This is a genomic window from Oscillibacter valericigenes (assembly GCF_016902445.1).
Classification (GTDB): domain Bacteria; phylum Bacillota; class Clostridia; order Oscillospirales; family Oscillospiraceae; genus Oscillibacter; species Oscillibacter avistercoris.
The window spans coordinates 1-19782 of sequence record NZ_JACSNX010000028.1 but is presented as its reverse complement, the minus strand read 5'-3'; the positions used below and the strand labels follow the sequence as shown (position 1 = coordinate 19782).

General features: G+C 63.5%; 18 protein-coding genes and 1 other annotated feature. Of the genes, 6 read left to right on the top strand and 12 right to left on the bottom strand.

The features are described from left to right. Positions 1-122 precede the first annotated feature (122 nt). The 3 genes from H9X91_RS12765 to H9X91_RS12755 all read right to left on the bottom strand — a co-directional run bounded on the left by H9X91_RS12765 (position 123) and on the right by H9X91_RS12755 (position 2801). Positions 123-971, bottom strand: coding sequence for a MetQ/NlpA family ABC transporter substrate-binding protein (locus H9X91_RS12765; RefSeq protein WP_204805566.1), 849 nt, complete (start codon positions 969-971; stop codon positions 123-125). Positions 972-1060: 89 nt separating this feature from the next. After that, positions 1061-1804 (bottom strand): methionine ABC transporter permease, encoded by a 744-nt coding sequence (locus H9X91_RS12760; protein ID WP_204805565.1) that lies wholly within the window; start codon positions 1802-1804, stop codon positions 1061-1063. Continuing rightward, positions 1797-2801, bottom strand: coding sequence for an ATP-binding cassette domain-containing protein (locus H9X91_RS12755; RefSeq protein ID WP_204805581.1), 1005 nt, complete (start codon positions 2799-2801; stop codon positions 1797-1799). The genes H9X91_RS12760 and H9X91_RS12755 overlap by 8 nt, the downstream gene beginning before the upstream one ends. 64 nt (positions 2802-2865) lie before the next feature. Beyond that, positions 2866-3108, bottom strand: a binding site (T-box leader). Between the two features lie 238 nt (positions 3109-3346). Here H9X91_RS12755 and H9X91_RS12750 point away from each other — a divergent pair. Continuing rightward, positions 3347-4195, top strand: coding sequence for a DUF368 domain-containing protein (locus H9X91_RS12750; RefSeq protein ID WP_204805564.1), 849 nt, complete (start codon positions 3347-3349; stop codon positions 4193-4195). A 51-nt stretch (positions 4196-4246) separates the two neighbouring features. On the opposite strand, the gene H9X91_RS12745 is transcribed toward H9X91_RS12750, so the two are convergent. Genes H9X91_RS12745 through H9X91_RS12735 form a run of 3 tightly spaced genes read right to left on the bottom strand, consistent with a single transcriptional unit; the run spans position 4247 to position 6737 of the window. After that, positions 4247-5173, bottom strand: a complete 927-nt coding sequence (locus H9X91_RS12745) for an EamA family transporter (RefSeq protein ID WP_204805561.1) — start codon at positions 5171-5173, stop codon at positions 4247-4249. A 39-nt stretch (positions 5174-5212) separates the two neighbouring features. After that, entirely contained in the window at positions 5213-6505 is a 1293-nt protein-coding gene (locus H9X91_RS12740) for a methionine gamma-lyase family protein (RefSeq protein ID WP_204805558.1), read from the bottom strand. Then, a complete protein-coding gene (locus H9X91_RS12735) occupies positions 6483-6737 on the bottom strand; it encodes an AbrB/MazE/SpoVT family DNA-binding domain-containing protein (protein WP_243414555.1) in 255 nt (84 codons plus the stop codon). Before H9X91_RS12735 ends, H9X91_RS12740 begins: the two co-directional genes overlap by 23 nt. 159 nt (positions 6738-6896) lie before the next feature. Between H9X91_RS12735 and H9X91_RS12730 the strand changes: the two genes are divergently transcribed. Both H9X91_RS12730 and H9X91_RS12725 read left to right on the top strand, forming a co-directional pair. Next, the gene (locus tag H9X91_RS12730; RefSeq protein ID WP_204805554.1) at positions 6897-7547 is read left to right on the top strand and encodes a CatA-like O-acetyltransferase; all 651 of its coding nucleotides are present in this window, start codon (positions 6897-6899) and stop codon (positions 7545-7547) included. An 85-nt stretch (positions 7548-7632) separates the two neighbouring features. Further along, the gene (locus tag H9X91_RS12725) at positions 7633-8280 is read left to right on the top strand and encodes a CatB-related O-acetyltransferase (RefSeq protein ID WP_204805552.1); all 648 of its coding nucleotides are present in this window, start codon (positions 7633-7635) and stop codon (positions 8278-8280) included. Positions 8281-8337: 57 nt separating this feature from the next. Here the strand turns inward: H9X91_RS12725 and H9X91_RS12720 are convergent, their stop codons facing one another. From H9X91_RS12720 to H9X91_RS12695, 6 genes are all read right to left on the bottom strand, one after another. Continuing rightward, entirely contained in the window at positions 8338-9225 is an 888-nt protein-coding gene (locus H9X91_RS12720) for a C40 family peptidase (protein WP_204805551.1), read from the bottom strand. A gap of 50 nt (positions 9226-9275) precedes the next feature. Beyond that, a complete protein-coding gene (locus H9X91_RS12715; protein ID WP_204805549.1) occupies positions 9276-9581 on the bottom strand; it encodes a hypothetical protein in 306 nt (101 codons plus the stop codon). 198 nt (positions 9582-9779) lie between these two features. Continuing rightward, a complete protein-coding gene (locus tag H9X91_RS12710; RefSeq protein WP_204805546.1) occupies positions 9780-10025 on the bottom strand; it encodes an IreB family regulatory phosphoprotein in 246 nt (81 codons plus the stop codon). 168 nt (positions 10026-10193) lie between these two features. Next, positions 10194-12914 (bottom strand): phenylalanine--tRNA ligase subunit beta, encoded by a 2721-nt coding sequence (gene pheT, locus H9X91_RS12705; protein WP_204805544.1) that lies wholly within the window; start codon positions 12912-12914, stop codon positions 10194-10196. Between the two features lie 149 nt (positions 12915-13063). Next, positions 13064-14089 carry a phenylalanine--tRNA ligase subunit alpha gene (gene pheS, locus H9X91_RS12700; RefSeq protein ID WP_204805543.1) on the bottom strand — a complete coding sequence of 342 codons (1026 nt, stop codon included), beginning with the start codon at positions 14087-14089 and terminating at the stop codon, positions 13064-13066. Positions 14090-14543: 454 nt separating this feature from the next. Further along, positions 14544-16067, bottom strand: coding sequence for a hypothetical protein (locus H9X91_RS12695; protein WP_204805541.1), 1524 nt, complete (start codon positions 16065-16067; stop codon positions 14544-14546). 146 nt (positions 16068-16213) lie between these two features. On the opposite strand from H9X91_RS12695, the gene H9X91_RS12690 reads away from it, so the two are divergent. From H9X91_RS12690 to alr, 3 genes are read left to right on the top strand one after another with little or no spacing between them, the layout of a single operon-like run. Next, positions 16214-17755, top strand: a complete 1542-nt coding sequence (locus tag H9X91_RS12690) for an NAD(P)H-hydrate dehydratase (RefSeq protein WP_204805539.1) — start codon at positions 16214-16216, stop codon at positions 17753-17755. A gap of 18 nt (positions 17756-17773) precedes the next feature. Continuing rightward, positions 17774-18379, top strand: coding sequence for a hypothetical protein (locus H9X91_RS12685; RefSeq protein ID WP_204805537.1), 606 nt, complete (start codon positions 17774-17776; stop codon positions 18377-18379). A gap of 59 nt (positions 18380-18438) precedes the next feature. Further along, positions 18439-19605 carry an alanine racemase gene (alr, locus tag H9X91_RS12680; RefSeq protein ID WP_204805535.1) on the top strand — a complete coding sequence of 389 codons (1167 nt, stop codon included), beginning with the start codon at positions 18439-18441 and terminating at the stop codon, positions 19603-19605. Positions 19606-19782 lie beyond the last annotated feature (177 nt).

The following is a 19782-nucleotide window of genomic DNA, read 5'->3' as shown; positions in this document are numbered from 1 at the left end:
ACGAGGGGGTCGGAAAAGCTACCGGTCATGCCAAAAAATTTTACACGATTTTAACAAAGGAAACAGACAAAAAGCTGTGCCGGAGAGACAAAGCCTCTCCGGCACAGCGGCGATACCTGAATTTAGAAAGCGGGGACCACAGCGCCGTCGAACTCCTCGGTGATGAAGTCGCGGATGGCGTCGGAGTGCAGGGCTTCCACCAGGGCCTGCACGGCCTCGTTGTCCTCATTGCCCTCCTTGACCACCAGCACGTTCACATAGGGGGAGTCGCTGGACTCGATGGCCAGAGCGTCCGTGGTGGGGTTCAGGCCGGCGCCCAGAGCGTAGTTGGAATTGATGACCGCCAGGTCCACGTCCGCCAGCACGCTGGGGATGGTGGCCGCCTCCAGCTCCTGGAACTCCAGGTTCTTGGGATTGTCCACGATGTTGTTGGGGGTGGCGGTGAGATTGGAGCTGTCGTCCAGGGTGATCAGGCCCTGGGCCTCCAGCAGCAGCAGGGCGCGGCCCTCGTTGGTGGCGTCGTTGGGGATGGCGATGACGGCGCCGTCGGCCAGCTCCTCCAGGGAGGCCGTCTTGCCGGCATAGACGCCCATGGGCTCGATGTGGACGGAAGCCACGTCTACCAGATGGGTGCCGCGGGTCTCATTGAACTCCTCCAGGTAGGGGATGTGCTGGAAGTAGTTGGCATCCTCGTCGCCGTCCTCCACGGCGGTATTGGGGACCACATAGTCGCTGTATTCATTGATGACCAGGTCGATGCCCTGCTCTGCCAGGATGGGCACGCACTGTTCCAGGATCACGGCGTGGGGAGTGGGAGAGGCAGCCACGGTCAGGGTGACGGTCTCCGCGGCATCGTCGCCGGAGGTGTCAGCGGTGTCGTCCGCGGCGGTGTCGTCGGTGCTGCCGCCGCAGGCGGCCAGGGACAGGCACAGGGTCAGGCCCAGCAGCAGGGCCAGCAGTTTCTTTTTCATGTCAATTCCTCCAATAAATCATGTAGTCGTATGGATTTCTTTCAAACGCCGGCTGAGATCTCAAAAGCCGGGCGGTGAAGACGGGGAAATTATTTGGTGTGAACAAATCGGGCCAGCAGCTCCAGGGGAGCGAATTTCTTGGCGTCGGCGGTCTGGTCCAGCCGCTTGTCGATGCGCCGGGACAGCCAGTTGAAGACCAGCTGCACCACCTGCACAAGGATGACCAGGAACACCACCGTCACCCACATGACGGAGGTGATGCCCCGCTGGTGACCGTACCGGACGGCGATGTCGCCCAGGCCGCCGGCGCCCACGGTGCCGGCGATGGCGGTGTAGGCCAGGATAGTCACCAGAGAGATGGCGCCGCCCAGGATTAGGGAGGGCTTCGCCTCCGGCAGGTACACTTTCCAAACGGTCTGGAGCGTGGAGGCGCCCATGGACTGGGCGGCTTCCACCACGCCGGCGTCCACTTCACTGAGAGAGGTCTCCACCATCCGGGCGATGAAGGGGGCGGCGGAAATCACCAGCGGCGGGATGGCGCCCTTGACGCCGATGGTGGTGCCCACCACCAGGCGGGTGAAGGGCATGACGGCCACCATCAGGATGATGAAGGGGATGGACCGGCCGATGTTGACGATCCAGTCCAGCACCCGGTAGACGCCCCGGTGGGGACGGATGCCCTGAGGCTGGGTGACGATCAACGCCACCCCCAGGGGTACGCCGATCAGATAGGCGAATACTGTGGAGACGACGACCATGAAGAGGGTATCCCACACGCCGTCTGTCAGGACAGTTCCGTATTCCGCCCAAAAGGCGCTGATGGTCTCAAGCATGGTACTCCACCTCCTCTGCGGAAACGTTGGGCTGTGCCCGAATGTAGCTCAGGGCCTTGGCTGCGCTGTTGGGGTCGTCCGGCAGGGCCAGCAGCATGGTGCCGAAGGCTTTGCCCTCGATGTTGCGGGTGTCGGCGCCCAGGATGTTGACCTTGACCCCCAGATCGATGGCCAGGGTGGCGATCAGGGGCTGATAGACCGTGCCGCCGTTGAAGGCCACCCGAATGGCCCGGGTCCCGGCGGGATACTGCTGGATGCTGACGCCGCCGGGATACACCAGCCGCCGGGCGGCGTCGGTATGGGGATCGGAGAAGATGTCCTCCACCTTGCCCTGTTCCGCCAGGATGCCGCCGTCCAGAATGGCCACCCGGGAGCAGATCTCCTCGATGACGCTCATCTGATGGGTGATGACCACCACCGTGACGCCCAGCTTTTCGTTCAGGTCCTTCAAAAGGCCCAGGATGGAGGCGGTGGTGGTGGGGTCCAGGGCGGAGGTGGCCTCGTCGCACAGCAGGACCTTGGGGTCCGTGGCCAGGGCACGGGCGATGGCCACCCGCTGCTTCTGGCCGCCGGAGAGCTGGGAGGGGTAGGCGTCCGCTTTTTCGCTGAGCCCCACCAGCTCCAGCAGCTCCAGGGCCCGCTTCCTGGCCTTGGCGGCGGGGACGCCGCTGATCTCCATGGGAAAGCAGACGTTCTTCAGAACGGTCCGCTGCATCAGCAGGTTGAAGCTCTGGAAGATCATGGTGACGTTCCGCCGGGCCAGCCGCAACTCCCGGTCGGAGAGGGAGGTCATGTCCTTCCCGTCCACGATTACTGTGCCGGACGTGGGCCGCTCCAGCAGGTTCATGCACCGCACCAGGGTGCTCTTGCCGGCACCGGAGAGGCCGATGATCCCATAGATCTCCCCCTCCTGGATGTCCAGGTTGATATCCTCCAAAGCATGGACGGCGCTTTCACCCGTTCCGAAGGTCTTGTACAGATGCCGGATCTGAATGATGGACACGGGGCCACGCTCCTTTCAAATGAATTTCGGCAACAAAAAAGTCCTTGAGACAAACTGCCTCAAGGACGACGAGATCGCCGTGGTACCACCTTGCTTCGCACGCTCCCTCACGGAAGCGGCCTTTGGGAGTGCCAACACACCCCTGCGCTGTGACGTGCGCACACGTCGTGACCTATGCCCAAAAGGCGGTCGGCCACGCAACTCCGAGACCATGTTCTCCAGACCCTTCCAGACCTCTTCTCACCAGCCGAGGCTCTCTGCGCTGTATCTGCCTGGGTACTCTTCTCTTCATCGTCTTTCGCTATCAAGTTTTCCAATAACTGTCTCATAGTCTATCTGATAGCGAGGGAAAAGTCAACAGGAAAAATTGACCAGAAAACCGCTATCTGCTGCTTCGTTTCTGTGAAGTTCCACAAAGCGGGGTCAGATGCTGTCGGATCCGGGAATTTTTTCAAAAGAAGGGGCGGTATCGGATTGCAACCGCTGGGCAAAACTGCTATCATGAAAACCAACGACGATAAAATGATGGAGGAACGGCGTTGAAGCGGAACCGGGATCAGAATTTTGGCATTCGCTGGCTGCGGGACCTGCTGTGCGGGATCCTGATCGGTGCCGGCGCCATCCTGCCGGGGGTGTCCGGCGGGGTACTGGCGGTGGTGTTCGACATCTACCGCCCCTTTATGGAGGTGCTGACCCACCCCCGAGAGGCCATCCCCAAATACTGGCGGTGGTTCATCCCCATCGGGCTGGGATGCGCGGTGGGCTTTCTGGGCTTTGCCAAAGGCATCGCCGCGGCCATCGATGTCTCCAGCACCGTCACCACCTGGCTGTTCATCGGCCTGATCGTGGGCACGGTCCCCTCTCTCTTTCGGGAGGCGGGGAAGGAGGGACGAAGCGCCGGCTCCTGGATCAGCATGGCGGTGTGCGCCGGGGCCATCTTCTTCAGCCTGTTTTACGTAGGAAAAGTGATCTGTGTCACCGTGGAGCCCAACTTCTGGTGGTACAATTTCTGCGGCGCCCTGTGGGGCATGAGCCTGGTGATCCCGGGGTTGACCTCGTCCTCGGTGATGATGGCCCTGGGCCTGTACCAGCCCATGCTGGAGGGACTGGCCGAGCTGGACCTCCTGGTGCTCTCCGCCTGCCTGCCGGGGATGGTTCTGACAATCCTGCTGCTGGCCCGGCTTGTCAGCTGGTTCTTCCGAAAGCACTACTCCATCGCCTTCCACGGTATTTTCGGCATCGTGCTGGCCTCCACGCTGGTCATTGTTCCGACGGACTATGTGGCCCTGTGGGAGATCGTGCTGTCGGCGGTGTGCTGTATCGGCGGTTTTCTGCTGGCCTACTTCATGGCACGGCTGGACAAGCGGATTCAGGAAAACGGCGGCTGAAAAGCAAAGAGAAAACTCCCCCTTCGCGCACAGCGCGGAGGGGGAGTTTTGTTACAGATCGAACACGCCCATGATGGCGATGCCTGCCACGATCAGCGCGATCATGGCGTAGTGCTTCCAGGAGAGCTTCTCCTTCAGGAAGATCCGGCTCCACAGCACGGAGGCCGCGCAGTAGGAGGCGATGATAGGGGCGGACATGGCCAGATGCTCCGTGTCCGCGATGGCGTAGATGTAGGCGAACTGTCCGGCGGTCTCACAGACGGCGCCTACGTACTTGGGCGCCTCCATTTTCGGCACCAGCCGGTCCTTTTTGATGAGCACCACGTACACAAAGGAGAGGATGCCGGCCAGCAGGAAGGTCAGCTCATAGGCCACGTTGGCGCTGGCCTCGTAGTCCTCCACGGTGCGGCTGATGATCTCCAGCACCCGGCTGTCGGCAAAGGTGCCGGCGGCGTCCAGCACACAGTAAGCGGCGGGCATGGCCAGGGCCATGAAGCTCTTGGTGTACTTGTAGTTGCTTGCCTTCTGCCGCTCGATGCGCAGCTCGTCATCCTCCCGGACCTCCACCACGCCCAGACCCACGGCGCCCACACACACCAGCGCCACGGCGAACAGGGCCAGGGGAGAGTATCCGGCGATGCCGTCAAAGAGGATGGCCAGCACGGCCACCAGGGCGCCGGAGGAGTTGCAGATGGGGGAGGAGATGGACAGTTCGATGTACCGCAGGCCCACATAGCCCATGGCCATGGAGAGGATGTACAGAAGGGACACCGGCAGGTACGTCAGGAGGATGTCCAGGTTGATGACCGTGCCGTCCACGAACACCTCGTAGGCCGCGTGCAGCCCCATGACAACGCCCACGGCCATCACCATTTTCAGGTGGCTGTACTTGTCCCGGGCGTCCCGGCAGCCGATCTTGGAAAAGAGGTCAGAGCCGCTCCAGCAGAGCAGCGCGATGAGAGAGAGCCAAAACCACATGTTGCGTTTTCTCCTAAATCTATTATGGTATTGAATGAATTATTTGCCTTCCGGCAGGGTCACCAGCCCCGCCTCCACCAGCTTCTGCAGGGACATGAGGATGCCCAGCTTGGCGTGGTACCAGGTGAGGCCGCCCTGGAAGTAGACGGCGTAGGGGGGACGGATGGGCCCGTCGGCGGAGAGCTCGATGGAGCTGCCCTGGACGAAGGCGCCGGCGGCCATGATGACGTCGGAGTCATAGCCCGGCATGGCCCAGGGCTCCGGGGTCACGTAGCTGTCCACCGGGGCGGCGGCCTGAATGCCCTTGCAGAAGGCCACCATGGCCTCGGCGCTGCCCAGGGTCACCGCCTGGATGATGTCGTGACGGCTCTCCGTGGCGTTGGGGACGCAGGCGAAGCCCAGCTTCTCATAGATGTTGGCGGCAAAAACGGCGCCCTTCAGGGCCCCGGACACCACCGTGGGGGACAGGAACAGTCCCTGGTACAACGCGGGCATCAATCCCAGGTTGGCGCCTACCTCCTGGCCCAGGCCCGGGGCGGAGAGACGGTAGGCGCACCGGTCCACACACTCCTTCGTGCCACAGATGTAGCCGCCGATGGGGGCAAGGCCCCCGCCGGGGTTCTTGATGAGGCTGCCCACCACCATGTCGGCCCCCAGGTCCGAGGGCTCCACGGTCTCCACGAACTCGCCGTAGCAGTTGTCCACCATGACCTTCACATCCGGCTTGATCCCCTTGCAGAAGGCGATCAGCTCCCCGATCTGCGCCACCGAGAAGGAGGGCCGGGTGGCATAGCCCTTGGACCGCTGGATGGTGATGAGCTTGGTCCGGTCATTGATCTTGCTTCGAATGGCGTCGTAGTCGAACGTTCCATCCGGTTTCAGGTCCGCCTGGGCATAGGTGACGCCGTACTCCGCCAGGGAGCAGGGAGAGGGCCGAATGCCGATGACCTCCTCCAGCGTGTCATAGGGGGCCCCCACCGGGGACAGCAGCTCGTCCCCCGGCAGCAGGTTGGCCGAGAGGGCCACCGTCAGGGCGTGGGTGCCGCAGGTGATCTGGGGCCGCACCAGGGCCGCCTCCGTGTGGAACACGTCGGCGTATACCCGCTCCAGGTTGTCCCGGCCGTCGTCGTTGTAGCCGTAGCCGGTGGTGGCGGCAAAGTGGGTGGCGTTCACCCGGTTTTTCTGCATGGCGTGGAGCACCTTGCCCTGATTGTACTCCGCCGTCTGGTCGATGGCGTCGAACCGGGGCCGCAGGTCCCGGAGCACCGCCTCGCCGTATTCATACACAGCCCGGCTGACGCCCAGCTGTTCATACATGGTCTCGATTTCCATGGTCTTCCTCCGTTGCTCCCAAAATTTCGTCCGCCAGGTCGCTGAGGACCTGGGGCTTCGTCACCACCAGGCCGCTGACCTCATTGCCCAGGATCAGCAGGGTGTCTCCAGGAGAGATGCCGAAAAAGCGGCGGGCCTCCTGGGGGATGACGATCTGTCCCCGGTCGCCCACCTTGGCGGTGCCGAAGACCCGGTTTTTGGACATGCCCAGCATGTGCTTGCCTCCAGGCATGGATATGCCCCCTTTGAAATCATATTTTTCACACAAGTGTGAATCATAGCACAACCGGAAGAACTTGGCAAGCATTGTTTTCCAAAAATCGAAAAAACGTGCAAAATGCTTCCGGATGTGCTATCATACGGCTGGAAACCAACCAGAGGAGGCACACGGATGAACTGGCGGATCGTAGACATGTCCCGGGAGCCCAGGCGGGACCAGTTTGCCTATTTTCAGACCCTGGCCAATCCCTATGTGGGGGTGACGGTGCAGGTGGATGTGACGGAGCCGGCGGACTGGTGCCGGGAGACCGGGACCAGTTTCTTCCTGGCGGTGCTGTACGCTGCCGCCCGGGCGGCCAACGGCGTGCCGGAGCTGCGGCGGCGCATCCGGGGGGACCAGGTGGTGGAGTATGACCGCTGTCCCTCCTCCCACACGGTGGCCCTGCCGGACGGGACCTACTGCTACTGCCGGCTGGAGGCGGACCGGCCCTTTGCGGACTTCCTGCCCTATGCGGCGGCGGAGCAGGCCCGGGTGAAGGAGGCACCCTCTCTGGAGGACGGGGAGGACGGCGAGAGCCTGTTCTTCGTCTCCTGCGTCCCGTGGCTGTCCTACACGGCCCTGACCCAGCCCACACCCACGCCGGCGGACAGCAATCCCCGCATCACCTGGGGCCGCTGGCACCGGCAGGAGGGGCGGATCCTGCTGCCCATGACGCTGCTGGCCAACCACGCCCTGGTGGACGGCATCCACATCGCCCGATTCTATGAGAACCTGGACCGGGAGCTGGCCGCCCTCTGCAGCAGGGAAAGAACAACGGACTGAATAGGAGAGGAGAGAGCGGCAGGTGAAGCGCTGCATTGTGATGGCCGGGATCGCATGAAACAAAAACTGGAAAGGAGCCTTTCTCATGCAGATTCCGGCAAATACCATCTACCCCCGCTCAGGCGACCGGGAGACCGTCTACCTGAAGGCGGTGGTCACAGACCCCAATATTTCCGTGGGAGAGCACACCATCTACAACGACTTTGTCCGGGACCCCACGGGGTTTGAACGCAACAACGTGCTCTATCACTACCCCATCAACGGCGACCGGCTGGTGATCGGAAAATTCTGCTCCATCGCCTGCGGCGCCAAGTTCCTGTTCACCAGCGCCAACCATACGCTGCAGTCCCTGTCCACCTATCCTTTTCCCATCTTCTACGAGGCGTGGGACACACCCGTCTCGGAGATCACGGAGGCCTGGGATAACCGGGGGGACATCGTCATCGGGAATGACGTCTGGATCGGCTACGAGGCCGCCATCCTCCCCGGCGTGCGGATCGGGAACGGCGCCATCGTCGCCGCCCGGGCGGTGGTGACAAAGGACGTGGAGCCCTACACCATCGTGGGCGGCGTGCCGGCAAAGCCCATCCGGAAGCGGTTCGACCCGGACACCATCCGGCGGCTGGAGCAGCTCCGGTGGTGGGACTGGCCCCGGGAGAAGCTCCGGCAGCTGCTGCCCCTGCTCCGCAGAGGGGAGCTTGCCGCACTGGAGCGGGCCGCAGAAGACATCTGACAGATAAAAAGCCGGGCGGTACGCAATGCGTACCGCCCGGTCTGACGTTACAGGGGATCACACGTGGATGCCGCCCACAAAATAGGTGTTGTAGTATCCGCTGGTCAGGTCACTGATGATGACGCCGCCGCTGCGGGAAGAGGAAGAGTGGATGTGATTGCCGTTCCCCACATAAATTCCCACATGGGAGCAGGCCTTGCCGGCGTTGCGGCTGGGATCATTGAAGAACACCAGATCGCCGGGCTGCAGCTCGGAAATGGAGTACACCCGGGTGCCCAGGCCGCTCTGCCACTGGCCGGTGGCGGTGTGGGGCAGGGAGTAGCCGTACTGGCCGTAGATATACATGGTGAAGCCGGAGCAGTCAAAGCCGCTGGGAGAGGCCCCGCCGTATACATAGCGGGTGCCCAGATGCTGCATCGCAGTGTCCACGATGTCGCCGTTGGAGGAGGAAGACTCCGTCAGATCCACATAGTCGCTGCGGATATAACCCTCAGTGCCGTACTCGCAGGTGACATCGTACCAGCCGTCCACCAGACCGTTGACGGTGACGATGGCGTCCGCCTCGATGGTAGCCAGCACGGAACTGTCGGTGGATGCGCCGGAACGGACGTTCACGCCTTCGGAATTGATACGGCCGTATGTAGTGAAGAGGTTGTCCTGATCCACATTCAGATAATCGGCGGACACATAACCGGTGTTGCCGTTGTAGCTGATCTTGTACCAGCCGTCCGTGGAGTCATCCAGAATGGCGACCGCCACGCTCTTGTCCAGCATGGTGACCACGGAGGAGGCGGTAGAGGGCTCCGACCGGAGCCGCAGGGAAGAACCGGTGGTGCAGCCTGCGCCGATGGCAACATCAGAAGCAAATGCGGTGACGGCCAGCAGCATGGCGGTAAGGACGGAGAAAAACAGGACCTTGCCTGCTTTGCCTGCCAAATAAGACATACGTGAACAGCCCTTTCGTCAGTCTTTTGTAGTGCGGGGAGAAGATCCTGTTATAATTTTCCTGCCAGAGCCCGGTCCAGCCAGACGGAGGCGATGTCCATCGCGGCGTAAAGGCTGTCCTTTTCGCTCTTTTTGATGACCCGGTCCCGGGATTTCAGGTCCGGCTCGGTCAGCTGCAGCTGGATGGAGACCTTGGTGGCCACGTCCAGATCCTGCTCTTTTTTGGTGCTGAGCACCTGCATCATGATGATATATTTATCAGCCATCGTGCCGTAGTAGATCAGATTGTCCACCCGGCGGAGAGGATGGCCCTTATAGATCAAACCTTCTGCCTTCTTGGGCTTGCTTTCTGCCATGGAAACACTCCTTCGAAAAGTTGTAACCGAATTGTAACAGATTTTATCCAGTTTGTCAATGTTTGGCCACAACAAATTACAGGGAAATTCCTGGAAAGAGAACTGCCCGCTGAAAACGGACAAAAAAGATCCCGCAGGGGGGACACCGCATGTGAATGCGGCGCCTTCCCCCGCGGGAAAGATCACTCAAAACACTGTTTATTGGCCCAGATATTTGCGGACCAGCACCTGCAGCAGCTCATCCCGGTCGATCTTGCGGATCAGGGTCCGGGCGTTGTTGTGATTGGTGATGTAGGTGGGATCCTCGGAGAGGATATAGCCCACGATCTGGTTGATGGGGTTATAGCCCTTTTCCTCCAATGCCTGATAGACGGTCAGAAGGATCTGATGGATCTCCGCGTCCTTTTCCGTAGCCAGATTGAATTTTCGGGTAAAGTCGTCCATGCAGACACCGCCTTTTCCAGAGGGACCCAGCCTCACGTAATACAAAAGTATTATACTCTTCTTTCTGGAAAGTGTAAAGCGTTTTCACAAGGATTTTATCAAAAAAACATGCCTCAGGACAGGCCGGAGGGCCTGTCCTGAGGCGGCTTGTTCCAGGGGAGGGAGAAGTTACCGCAGAACGGCGTTCAGCTCGCTCTGCAGCAGCTCCAGAATGCTCTTTACATCCGCGTCTGCCTCTTCGGCGGTCAGGCTGCGGTCGTCGGAGCGGAGCGTCAGGTTGAAGGCCACGCTCTTCTTGCCCTCCGGGATGCCGGCGCCGGTGTAGATATCGAACAGCGTCACATCTTTCAGCAGGCCCTTGGCGCCCCGGCGGATGCAGTCCTCCAGGGCCCCCACGGTGACGGCCTTGCCGCATACCACGGCGATGTCCCGGGTGACGGCGGGGAACTTGGGCAGAGGCACATACTCGGGGTCAGCACCCTTGACATTCTCCAGCTCGTCCATGGACAGCTCCGCGCAGTAGAACGCGGCGTCTACACCGTAGTTCTGGGCTACCAGGGGATGGATCTGGCCGAAGTATCCCAGGCAGTCGCTGCCGCTCCACACCTCGGCGAACCGGCCGGGGTGGTAGGAGACCGCCTCCGGGAAGCCGCTGCCGGTGCGGAAGGTGACGTCCTGCACCCGCAGCTCCTTGAGGATGGCCTCGATGAGGCCCTTCATGGCGTAGAAGTCCATGTCGCCGCCGTAGGCGCCCAGGGTCAGGGTCTTGGACTCGATGGCCAGGCCGTCCTCGCCGCCGGGCAGGTACGTCCGGCCCACCTCATAGAGCCTCACATCCTGGTTGCGGTAGTTGTAGTTCCGGGTCAGGATCTCCAGCATGGAGGGCAGGGTGGTGGTCCGCATGATGGAGGTGTCCTCCCCCAGGGGGTTCAGGATCTTGAGGGAGTTCCGCCGCTGATAGTCCTGAGGCCAGCGGATCTTGTCGTACTGGGTGGGGGAGATGAAGGAGTAGGTGATGATCTCATCGTACCCGAAGGCCCGGCACACGCTGGACACCCGGCGCTCCAGGATCTCCTCGGCGCCGTAGCCGCCCAGGGTGGTCTGGCCCCGCATCAGGGTGGTGGGGATGTTGTTGTAGCCGTAGAACCGGGCCACCTCCTCCGCCAGGTCGGCGACGCCCTCCACGTCCCCCCGCCAGGAGGGGATGACCACGTCGGCGGGGCCGTCGGGAATGGAGCCGTCCTGGGTGCGGATGTCCACCCGGGCCAGATACCGGTACTGGTCCGCGGCGGGGATGTCGGTGCCAAGCAAAGCGTTGACCCGCTCCGGATCCATGCGGATGGTGCGGGGCTGGGGCACATGGTTCAGGATGTCGATGACGCCGTCCATCACCTCGCCGGCGCCCAGCTGCTCCACCAGCTCACAGGCCCGGTCAACGGCGGGGAGGGTATTCAGGGGATCCAGGCCCTTTTCAAACTTGGCGCTGGCCTCCGTCCGCATCCCCAGGGACAGGGCGCCCTTGCGGATGCAGGTGCCGTCGAAGCAGGCGGACTCGAACACCACGTCAGTGGTGTCCGCCACGATCTCGCTGTTCAGTCCGCCCATGATGCCCGCCAAGCCCACGGCCCGGTGCTCGTCGGCGATGACCAGGTGATTGGCGGTGAGCTTGCGGACGTTGCCGTCCAGGGTGGTGAGCTCCTCGCCCTCCTCGGCCCGACGGACGATGATGTGGCCGCCCTTCACATAGCGGTAGTCGAAGGCGTGCATGGGCTGGCCGTACTCCAGCATCACATAGTTGGTGATGTCCACGATGTTGTTGATGGGGCGGACGCCCATGCTCCGCAGCCGCTCCCGCATCCACTTGGGGGAGGGGCCGATCTTTACGTTCCGCACCATCCGGGCAGTGTACCGGGGCACCAGGTCGGCGGCGGGAGTCTCGATGTCCAGCAGGTCCGTCAGCACGCCGTCGGCGCCGCCCTTCACCTCCGGCTCATGGAGGGTCAGGGGCTGCTGATAGGTGGCGGCCACCTCCCTGGCCAGGCCGATGACGCTGAGGCAGTCCGGCCGGTTGGGAGTGATCTCGAATTCCACCACATGGTCGTCGGCGCCGATGACGGGCTTGATGTCGTCGCCGTTCTGGATGCCCTCCTCGTGGAGGACGAAGATGCCGTCGGGGATGCAGTGGGGGAACTCCTTCTGCTCAGCGTGGAGGTCGGCCAGGGTGCAGATGGTATGGGTCTGTGTGTTGTAGGCCGCCAGGTCCCCCTCGTGGAGGTTGGGGCAGGCGGTGACCAGGGACACGGTTTCGCTGCCGGTGTCCAGCGTGCAGGAGAACTGATTGACGCCGGTCACCTCCACAGCGGTGACCTTGGCGCACACCACGGGCCCGAACACCTTGTCCCCGGGCTGGATGTCCGCGGGGATGGAGGGCTTGTTCTTGTCCAGGGGGTGGTAGTCGTTCAAAATGGCGGCGGGGACGATGGCGGCGTAGGGGAAGTCCCGCTCGTCCAGGCCCAGCTCGGAGAGGCCGCACATCATGCCGTTGGACACCACGCCCCGCAGCTTGCCCTTCTCGATCTTCTTGCCGCCGGGGAGGGTGGAATGGTCCAGGGCCACGGGCACCATGTCACCGGGGTGGATGTTCCAGGCGCCGGTGACGATCTGCACAGGCTCCTCCTTGCCTGCGTCCACCTGGCAGACCCACATGTGGTCGGAATCCGGGTGGCGCTCCATGGAGAGGATGGTGCCCACCACGATGTTGGAGATCTCGGCCCCCCGGTCCTCGGTGGTCTCCACCTTGGACCCGGAGAGGGTCATGGCCTCCGCGAACTCTTTATCATTGGCATCGACGTGCACGAACTCGTCCAGCCACTTTCTACTTAGTAACATATCTTTTATAACTCCTTCTATCGAATTAGGAATGAGGAGTTAGGAATTAGGAATTATGGTGTCCGGCGCTGCCGGACGATTGGAACCCGCCGCCGCAGGCGGCACATCAATTCCTCATTCCTAATTTCTAATTCCTAATTATGGAACCCTCAGAATTGTTCCAGAAACCGCACGTCGTTCTCGAAAATGAGCCGCAAGTCGGCGATCTTGAATCTTCTCATGGCAGTGCGCTCCAGGCCGATGCCGAAGGCCCAGCCGGAGTATACCTCCGGGTCGATGCCGGACATCTGCAGCACCTTGGGGTGGATCATGCCGGCGCCCAGCAGCTCGATCCAGCCCTCGCCCTTGCAGGTGGGGCAGCCCACGCCGCCGCACTTGTGGCACTGGACGTCCATCTCGCAGGAGGGCTCGGTGAAGGGGAAGTGGTGGGGCCGGAACCGGGTCTTGGTGCCCTTGCCGTACAGCATCTCCACCACGGTGTTCAGCGTGCCCTTCAAGTCCGCCATGGTGACGCCCTTGTCGATGACCATGCCCTCCACCTGATGGAACATGGGGGAGTGGGTGGCGTCCACCTCGTCCTTTCGGTACACCCGGCCGGGGGCGATGATGCGGATGGGCAGCTCCATGGTCTCCATGGCCCGGACCTGCATGGGGCTGGTCTGGGAGCGGAGCATCACCCGGCTGTCCTCGTCAAAGTAGAAGGTGTCGCTCCAGTCCCGGGAGGGGTGGCCTTCGCCGGCGTTCAGCTTGTCGAAGTTATAGGAGGCCAGCTCCACCTCCGGCCCGTCCAGCACGGTGAAGCCCATGGAGATGAAGATCTCCTTGATCTCGTCCAGGGCGGTGTACATGGGGTGGCGGCGGCCCAGCTTGTGGGTCCGGCCGGGGACGGTGATGTCCAGGGCCTCGGCCTCCAGCCGCTGCTCCAGGGCCTTCTCCGCCAGCACGGCGGACTGGGCCTCGACGGCGGCCTCCACCTCTGCCCGGACGGCGTTGGCCAGCTGGCCCATGACGGGCCGCTCCTCAGCGGAGAGCTTGCCCATCTGTTTCAGCAGGGCGGTCAGTTCGCCCTTTTTGCCCAGGTACTGGACCCGGAGGGCCTCCAGTTCCCCGGTATTCCCGGCGGCGCCGATGGCCGCCAGCGCACCGGCGCGAATGGCTTCCAGTTGTTCCTTCATACGTCAAACTCCTTTTGTTGAATTAGGAATTAGAAATTAGGAATGAGGAATTGATGAACCGCCTGCGGCGGCCGATTTTGATCGTCCGGCAAAGCCGGACATCATAATTCATAATTCCTAACTCCTCATTCCTAATTAAAATAAAATGCCCTCCGTCCCAATCTCTTGGGACGAAAGGCAAACCTTCCGCGGTACCACCCAAATTCATACTCACAGAGTACGCGCTTGACGCCCCGGTAACGGAGGGCGGACCGGCCGTGTCTCCACGGCGGCTCCCGGGCGAACCAAACCGGGCGTCCGCAGTCTGGCTTGCAGCCGGTGGCCAGACCTCTCTTGGCGGCGTATCGCGGTTATTTTCCCGTTCATCGCTGATAACAATTAACACTTATAGCACAGAAACGGGACAAATGCAAGCCCCGATTCGCCGAAATTCAGCGGATCGGGGTGGAAATTTTCAGCTCAGGAGCCGGCCGTCCACCAGGTCCTCCACCTGGATGGCGGACACCACGCCGTCCGTGATGAAAAAGGAGATGTGCTTGCAGTAGGACAGGCCGCCGGGCTCGTGGATCAGGGCGTAGTCGGCGCCGAACTGGTCCTCGCCCACCGCCTCCATCTGCACCGCACCGGTGTAGACGGCTTTTACATCGTCCTCCGAGTCCCCCACCTGGATGCCTCCCAGGGTTCGCGGCCCCGGCACCGTGGTGGTCATGCGGTAGATATTGTCGGTTCCATCCGCATCCAGATACGCCACATCCACGCCGCCAAAGGAAAACGTGAAGAGCGATTCCCCGTTGTCCCCCGTCCCGGCGGACTGGGGCGTCTCCGGGAGACCCTCATAGTCCCAGGGGTATCCGCCCTCTTTGCGCCCCAGGGAGAGGAACTGCCCCTCCGTCACCAGGCAGAAGGAGGCGGTGGCGTTTTCCGTTGCCCGCTCGACGGCCTGGGGCCGGGCCTCCTTCAGGGCGTCCAGCAGGGCCCGCTGGGCCTCGTTCTCCGGCTGGTAGGTGTCCAGGATCTCCGTCAGCCGGGCTTGTTCCTCCTCACCATACCAGGCGTAGGTGTCGTTCACCGGGGCGGCCATCACGGTGTCGGCGTGCTCCCAGGGGCTGTCCGGAAAGACGGACAACGCATCGAACCAGGTATCCGGGTCCTCCAGAAACCGACGGGTCAGCGTGTCGGAGGGGCCCTCGGAATAGGCCCCGTCGGCGTGGAGCAGCCAGCAGGCCAGTTTCAGATCGGACCAGGTGTCGAGGTTACCGGCGTCATCACGCATGAAGGTATCCATATCATAGGTGAACTGGAACACCGTCTCCGCCTCCAGGTCCAGCCCGTCGGAGGGGGCAAAGGAGGTGAATTTCCAGCCGTCCGCCGTGTGTTCCAGATCCAGCACCGCCTGGGAATAGCCGATGGTGGTACTGGGTTTCTCAAAGGCCCAGCTGTCGGCGTAGAAGGTGACCGTCACCGTCCAGTGATCCTCGTCCGCCTGTTCCGCCGCCGCGGCCTTGTCCAGCAGGTAGACGTTGCTACCCCGTCCGCCGTCGGCGGCGTAGAGGACGCCGTCGAAGTCCTTGTAGTGGTCCGGGGACAGGGCAAAGAGGCTGTCCGCCATCTCCGGGGAGAAGTAGGTCTCCGCCGTCTCCCGCAGGTCCGCCAGGGAGGCGATGGTGACCGGCTCCGGCGTCCAGGAAAGCGTGCTGTCTGTGGGCTCCGGCACGGCGGAAACGGGCAGGGAGAGATCTTCCGCGGCCACCCGGTAGTAAGTCAGGCCTCCCTCCGTGCGGGCGTCCTCCATGTCCAGGGGCAGGGTGGTCAGATCAAACCAGTCGTATACCGCCGACGCGGCGGTATACATATTGATAACGTCCTGTTCCGTCAGAGCGGCCTCCGGGGCCTCATCGGGTGAGACCGGAGTTTCCCGCCCGCCGCAGCCGGTCAGCAGCGCGGCGGCGAGAAAAACAGACAACAGCATACGTCTCATGCAGTGCACCTCCTGTTCTGTATCTGCATCATATCACATTTCCCCGGGAATTCCATGACAGACCGGTTACAAATGATTGCAATCCAGCGCAGAAATTCCTATAATAAGCACCAGAAAAACCATTGGGAACACAGGAGGGCACGGCCATGAAACTGGCGACGGCATCACAGATGAAGGAACTGGACCGGCAGGCCATCGAGGAGCGGGGCATCCCCTCCATCGATCTGATGGAGCGGGCGGCGGAGGGCGTGGCCCGGGCGGCGCTGGACCTGCTGCCCCAGCGGCCGGGCAGGTGCCGGGGCGCGGCCCTCTGCGGCGCGGGCAACAACGGCGGCGACGGCATCGCCGCCGCCCGGCTGCTGTTTTTGAAGGGCCTGAAGATCCGGGCGTTCCTGGTGGGGGACTACGAGAAGCTGACCCCGGACGCCCTGGAGGAGACCCGCCGCCTCAGCGAGTGCGGCGTGGAGCTGGAGCGGTTCGACCCAGCGGACGCAAGCCAGCGGGCCTGGGTGCTGGGGTGCGATGTGGTGATCGACGCCGTCTTTGGCGTGGGCCTCTCCCGGCCCATCGCGGCAGGCTCACCCTTTGCCGCGGCGGTGGACTGGATGAACGAGAGCCGGGCCGCCGTGGTGGCGGCGGACATCGCCAGCGGCGTGGCGGCGGATACCGGCGATGTGCTGGGGCGGGCCGTCCGGGCGGACCGCACGGTCACCTTCACCCTGCCCAAGATCGGCCAGGCGGTGGGGGAGGGCGCCGTCCTCTCCGGGGACGTGGAGGTCCGGGACATCGGCATCCCGGCGGATCTGGTCCGGGGGCTCGCCTGCCGGGCCCAGACGGTGGAGCGGGACTTTGTCCGCACCGCCCTGCCGCCCCGGAAGATCGACGGCCACAAGGGTACCTTCGGCAAGGTGCTGATCGTCGGCGGCGCCGTGGGCTACACCGGCGCGCCCTGGCTCACCGCCGCGGCGGCGGCGCGGTCCGGATGCGGGCTGGTGTTCCTGGGCGTGCCGGAGGCCATCTGGCCGGTGGAGGCGGCCAAGTGCGTCTCTGCCATGCCCTTCCCCCTGCCGGACAAGCACGGGAAGCTGTCCCCCAAGGCAAAGGAGGAGATCCTGAAGCGGGCCGCCGGCTGTGACGCGGTGGCCCTGGGCCCCGGCCTGGGCCGGGGCGACGGCGTCACGGAGCTGGTGCTGGAGCTGCTGCGGGAGATCCGACAGCCGGTGGTGCTGGACGCCGACGGCATAAATGCGCTGGCCGGGCATATGGATGTACTGGACGCCCGGCAGGACCGGGTGACAGTGCTGACGCCCCACGACGGGGAGTTCGCCCGCATCGGAGGAGACCTCTCAGCTGGCGACCGGCTGGGGGCCGCCCGGGCCTTTACAGAGGCCCACGGCTGCGTCCTGGTGCTGAAGGGCCACCGGACCATCACCGCCGTGCCCTCCGGCAACGCGCTGGTGAACACCACCGGCAATTCCGGCCTGGCCAAGGGCGGCAGCGGCGACGTGCTGACGGGCGTCATCGCCTCCCTGCTGGCCCAGGGGGCGTCGCCGGTCCAGGCGGCGGCTGGCGGCGTGTGGCTCCACGGCCGGGCGGGAGATCTGGCGGCGGAGCGGCTGACCGCCTACGGCATGACGCCGGAGGACGTGGTGTCGGCGCTGCCGGCGGCCATTGGAGAGGTCCAATAAAAGACGGAGGTTTTTGCGGTGCGCAGATGGGCTTGCGTACCAATGATGACCCTGTGCCTGCTGCTGGCGGCCTGCGGCGGCACAGGCGGCGAGACGGAGGGTGCGGCAGAGGCCCGGATGCCCTACCGGAACATGGCGGGCTGCGTCATGGAGGCGGAGGTCTCCTGCACCCAGGACGGCGCGGTCTGGGAGGCCACCCTCCGGTGCGACTATGTGCCGGAGGGGGAGACCACCGTGGAGGTTCTCTCTCCGGAGACCATCGCAGGAGTGAAGGCGGTGCTCTCCGACGGGGAGGTGGAGCTGGTGTACGAGGACCAGTGCCTCAACGCCGGGACCCTCAGCAGCCAGGACATCAGCCCCATGGCCTGCCTGCCCCAGCTGATGAGCGCCCTGCGGGACGGCTGGCTGCTGGAGGAAAATCAGGAGGATTGGGGGGAGACCCCCTGCGTCCGCCTGACGGTGGACCAGACCGGAGCGCAGGACGGCAAGATCCTCTCCACCCTGTGGCTGCGGCAGGAGGACAGCGTCCCCCTCCGGGGAGAGATCGCCGTGGACGGGGAAATCATTTTGACGGCGGACTTTACGAGCTTTTCCTTTTATGATACAATAGACAATCAGGAATGAACCGGCGGGAGGTCATCCTCCCGCCCTTTCTGCAAATGACTGAGAAGGTGACCTGACATATGGAGGAACCGGTTCTGAGACGGACCTGGGCGGAGATCGATCTGGACGCCCTGGCCCACAACTATCAGCAGGCCCGCAGGCGCATCGGACCGCATGTGAAATATCTGGGCGTGGTGAAGGCGGATGCTTACGGCCACGGGGCCATCCAGATCGCCCGGAAGCTGGAGCAGCTGGGGGCGGACTATCTGGCGGTGTCCAGCCTGGACGAGGCGAAGGAGCTCCGCCACGGCGGCATCCAGGCCCCCATCCTGATTTTGGGGCACACGCCGCCGGCCATGGTGCCCCAGCTGATCGAATACCGCATCACCCAGGCGGTGTCCGCCCTGGCCAAGGCCCGGGAGTACAGCGCGGTGGCAGCGGCGTGCGGCGGCACGCTGAAGGTCCACATCAAGGTGGACACCGGCATGTCCCGGCTGGGCTTCTTGGTGCGGGGCGGGCACTTTGACACCGGCGTGGATTCCATTGCCGCCGCCTGTGCCCTGCCGGGGCTGGAGGCGGAGGGCATCTTCACCCACTTCGCCGTCTCCGACGAGGACGACGATGACAGCGAGGCCTATACGAGAGAGCAGTTCGCCGTCTTCACCCGGGTGCTGGACGCCCTGGCGGAGCGGGGCCGGACCTTTGCCATCCGCCACTGCGCCAACAGCGGCGCCCTGGCCCGGTATCCGGAGATGTATCTGGACATGGTGCGGCCCGGCATCGCCCTGTACGGCGTGGGGGCCGATGCCAAGCGGCTGGACCTGCGGCCGGTCATGCGCCTGAAGTCCAGCATCTCCACCATCAAGACCTTCGACCCGGACACGGACATCAGCTACGGCCGGACGTTCCGCACCACGGCCAGGACCCGGATCGGCGTGCTGCCCATCGGCTATGCGGACGGGTTCTTCCGGGGCCTGTCCAACCGGATGTCCGTGGTGACGGACCAGGGGCCCGCCCCCCAGCGGGGCCGGATCTGCATGGACATGTGCATGGTGGACCTGACGGATCTGCCGGACGTGAAGGTGGGGGACACCGTGGAGATCTTTGGCAGCCGCCAGAAGGTGGACGACCTGGCCGCTCTGCTGGACACCATCCCCTACGAGCTGACCTGCGCGGTGAGCCGCCGGGTGCCGCGGGTATATCTGGAAGACGGCAAGATCGTGGAGCGGAGTTTGCACCTGCTGTGAGCGCAGGGCAGCGAGCCGCCGCGGATGCGGCGTCCAAGCGTTTTGCCGCAGACGGCAAAACCTTGGGAAGGCCGGGCTTTGCCTGGCCGACCAAGATGAGATGCGGGGTCCCCGCCGCGCTGTGCGCGGTGGGGCCTGACCTGCGCGGTGAGCCGCCGGGTGCCGCGGGTCTATCTG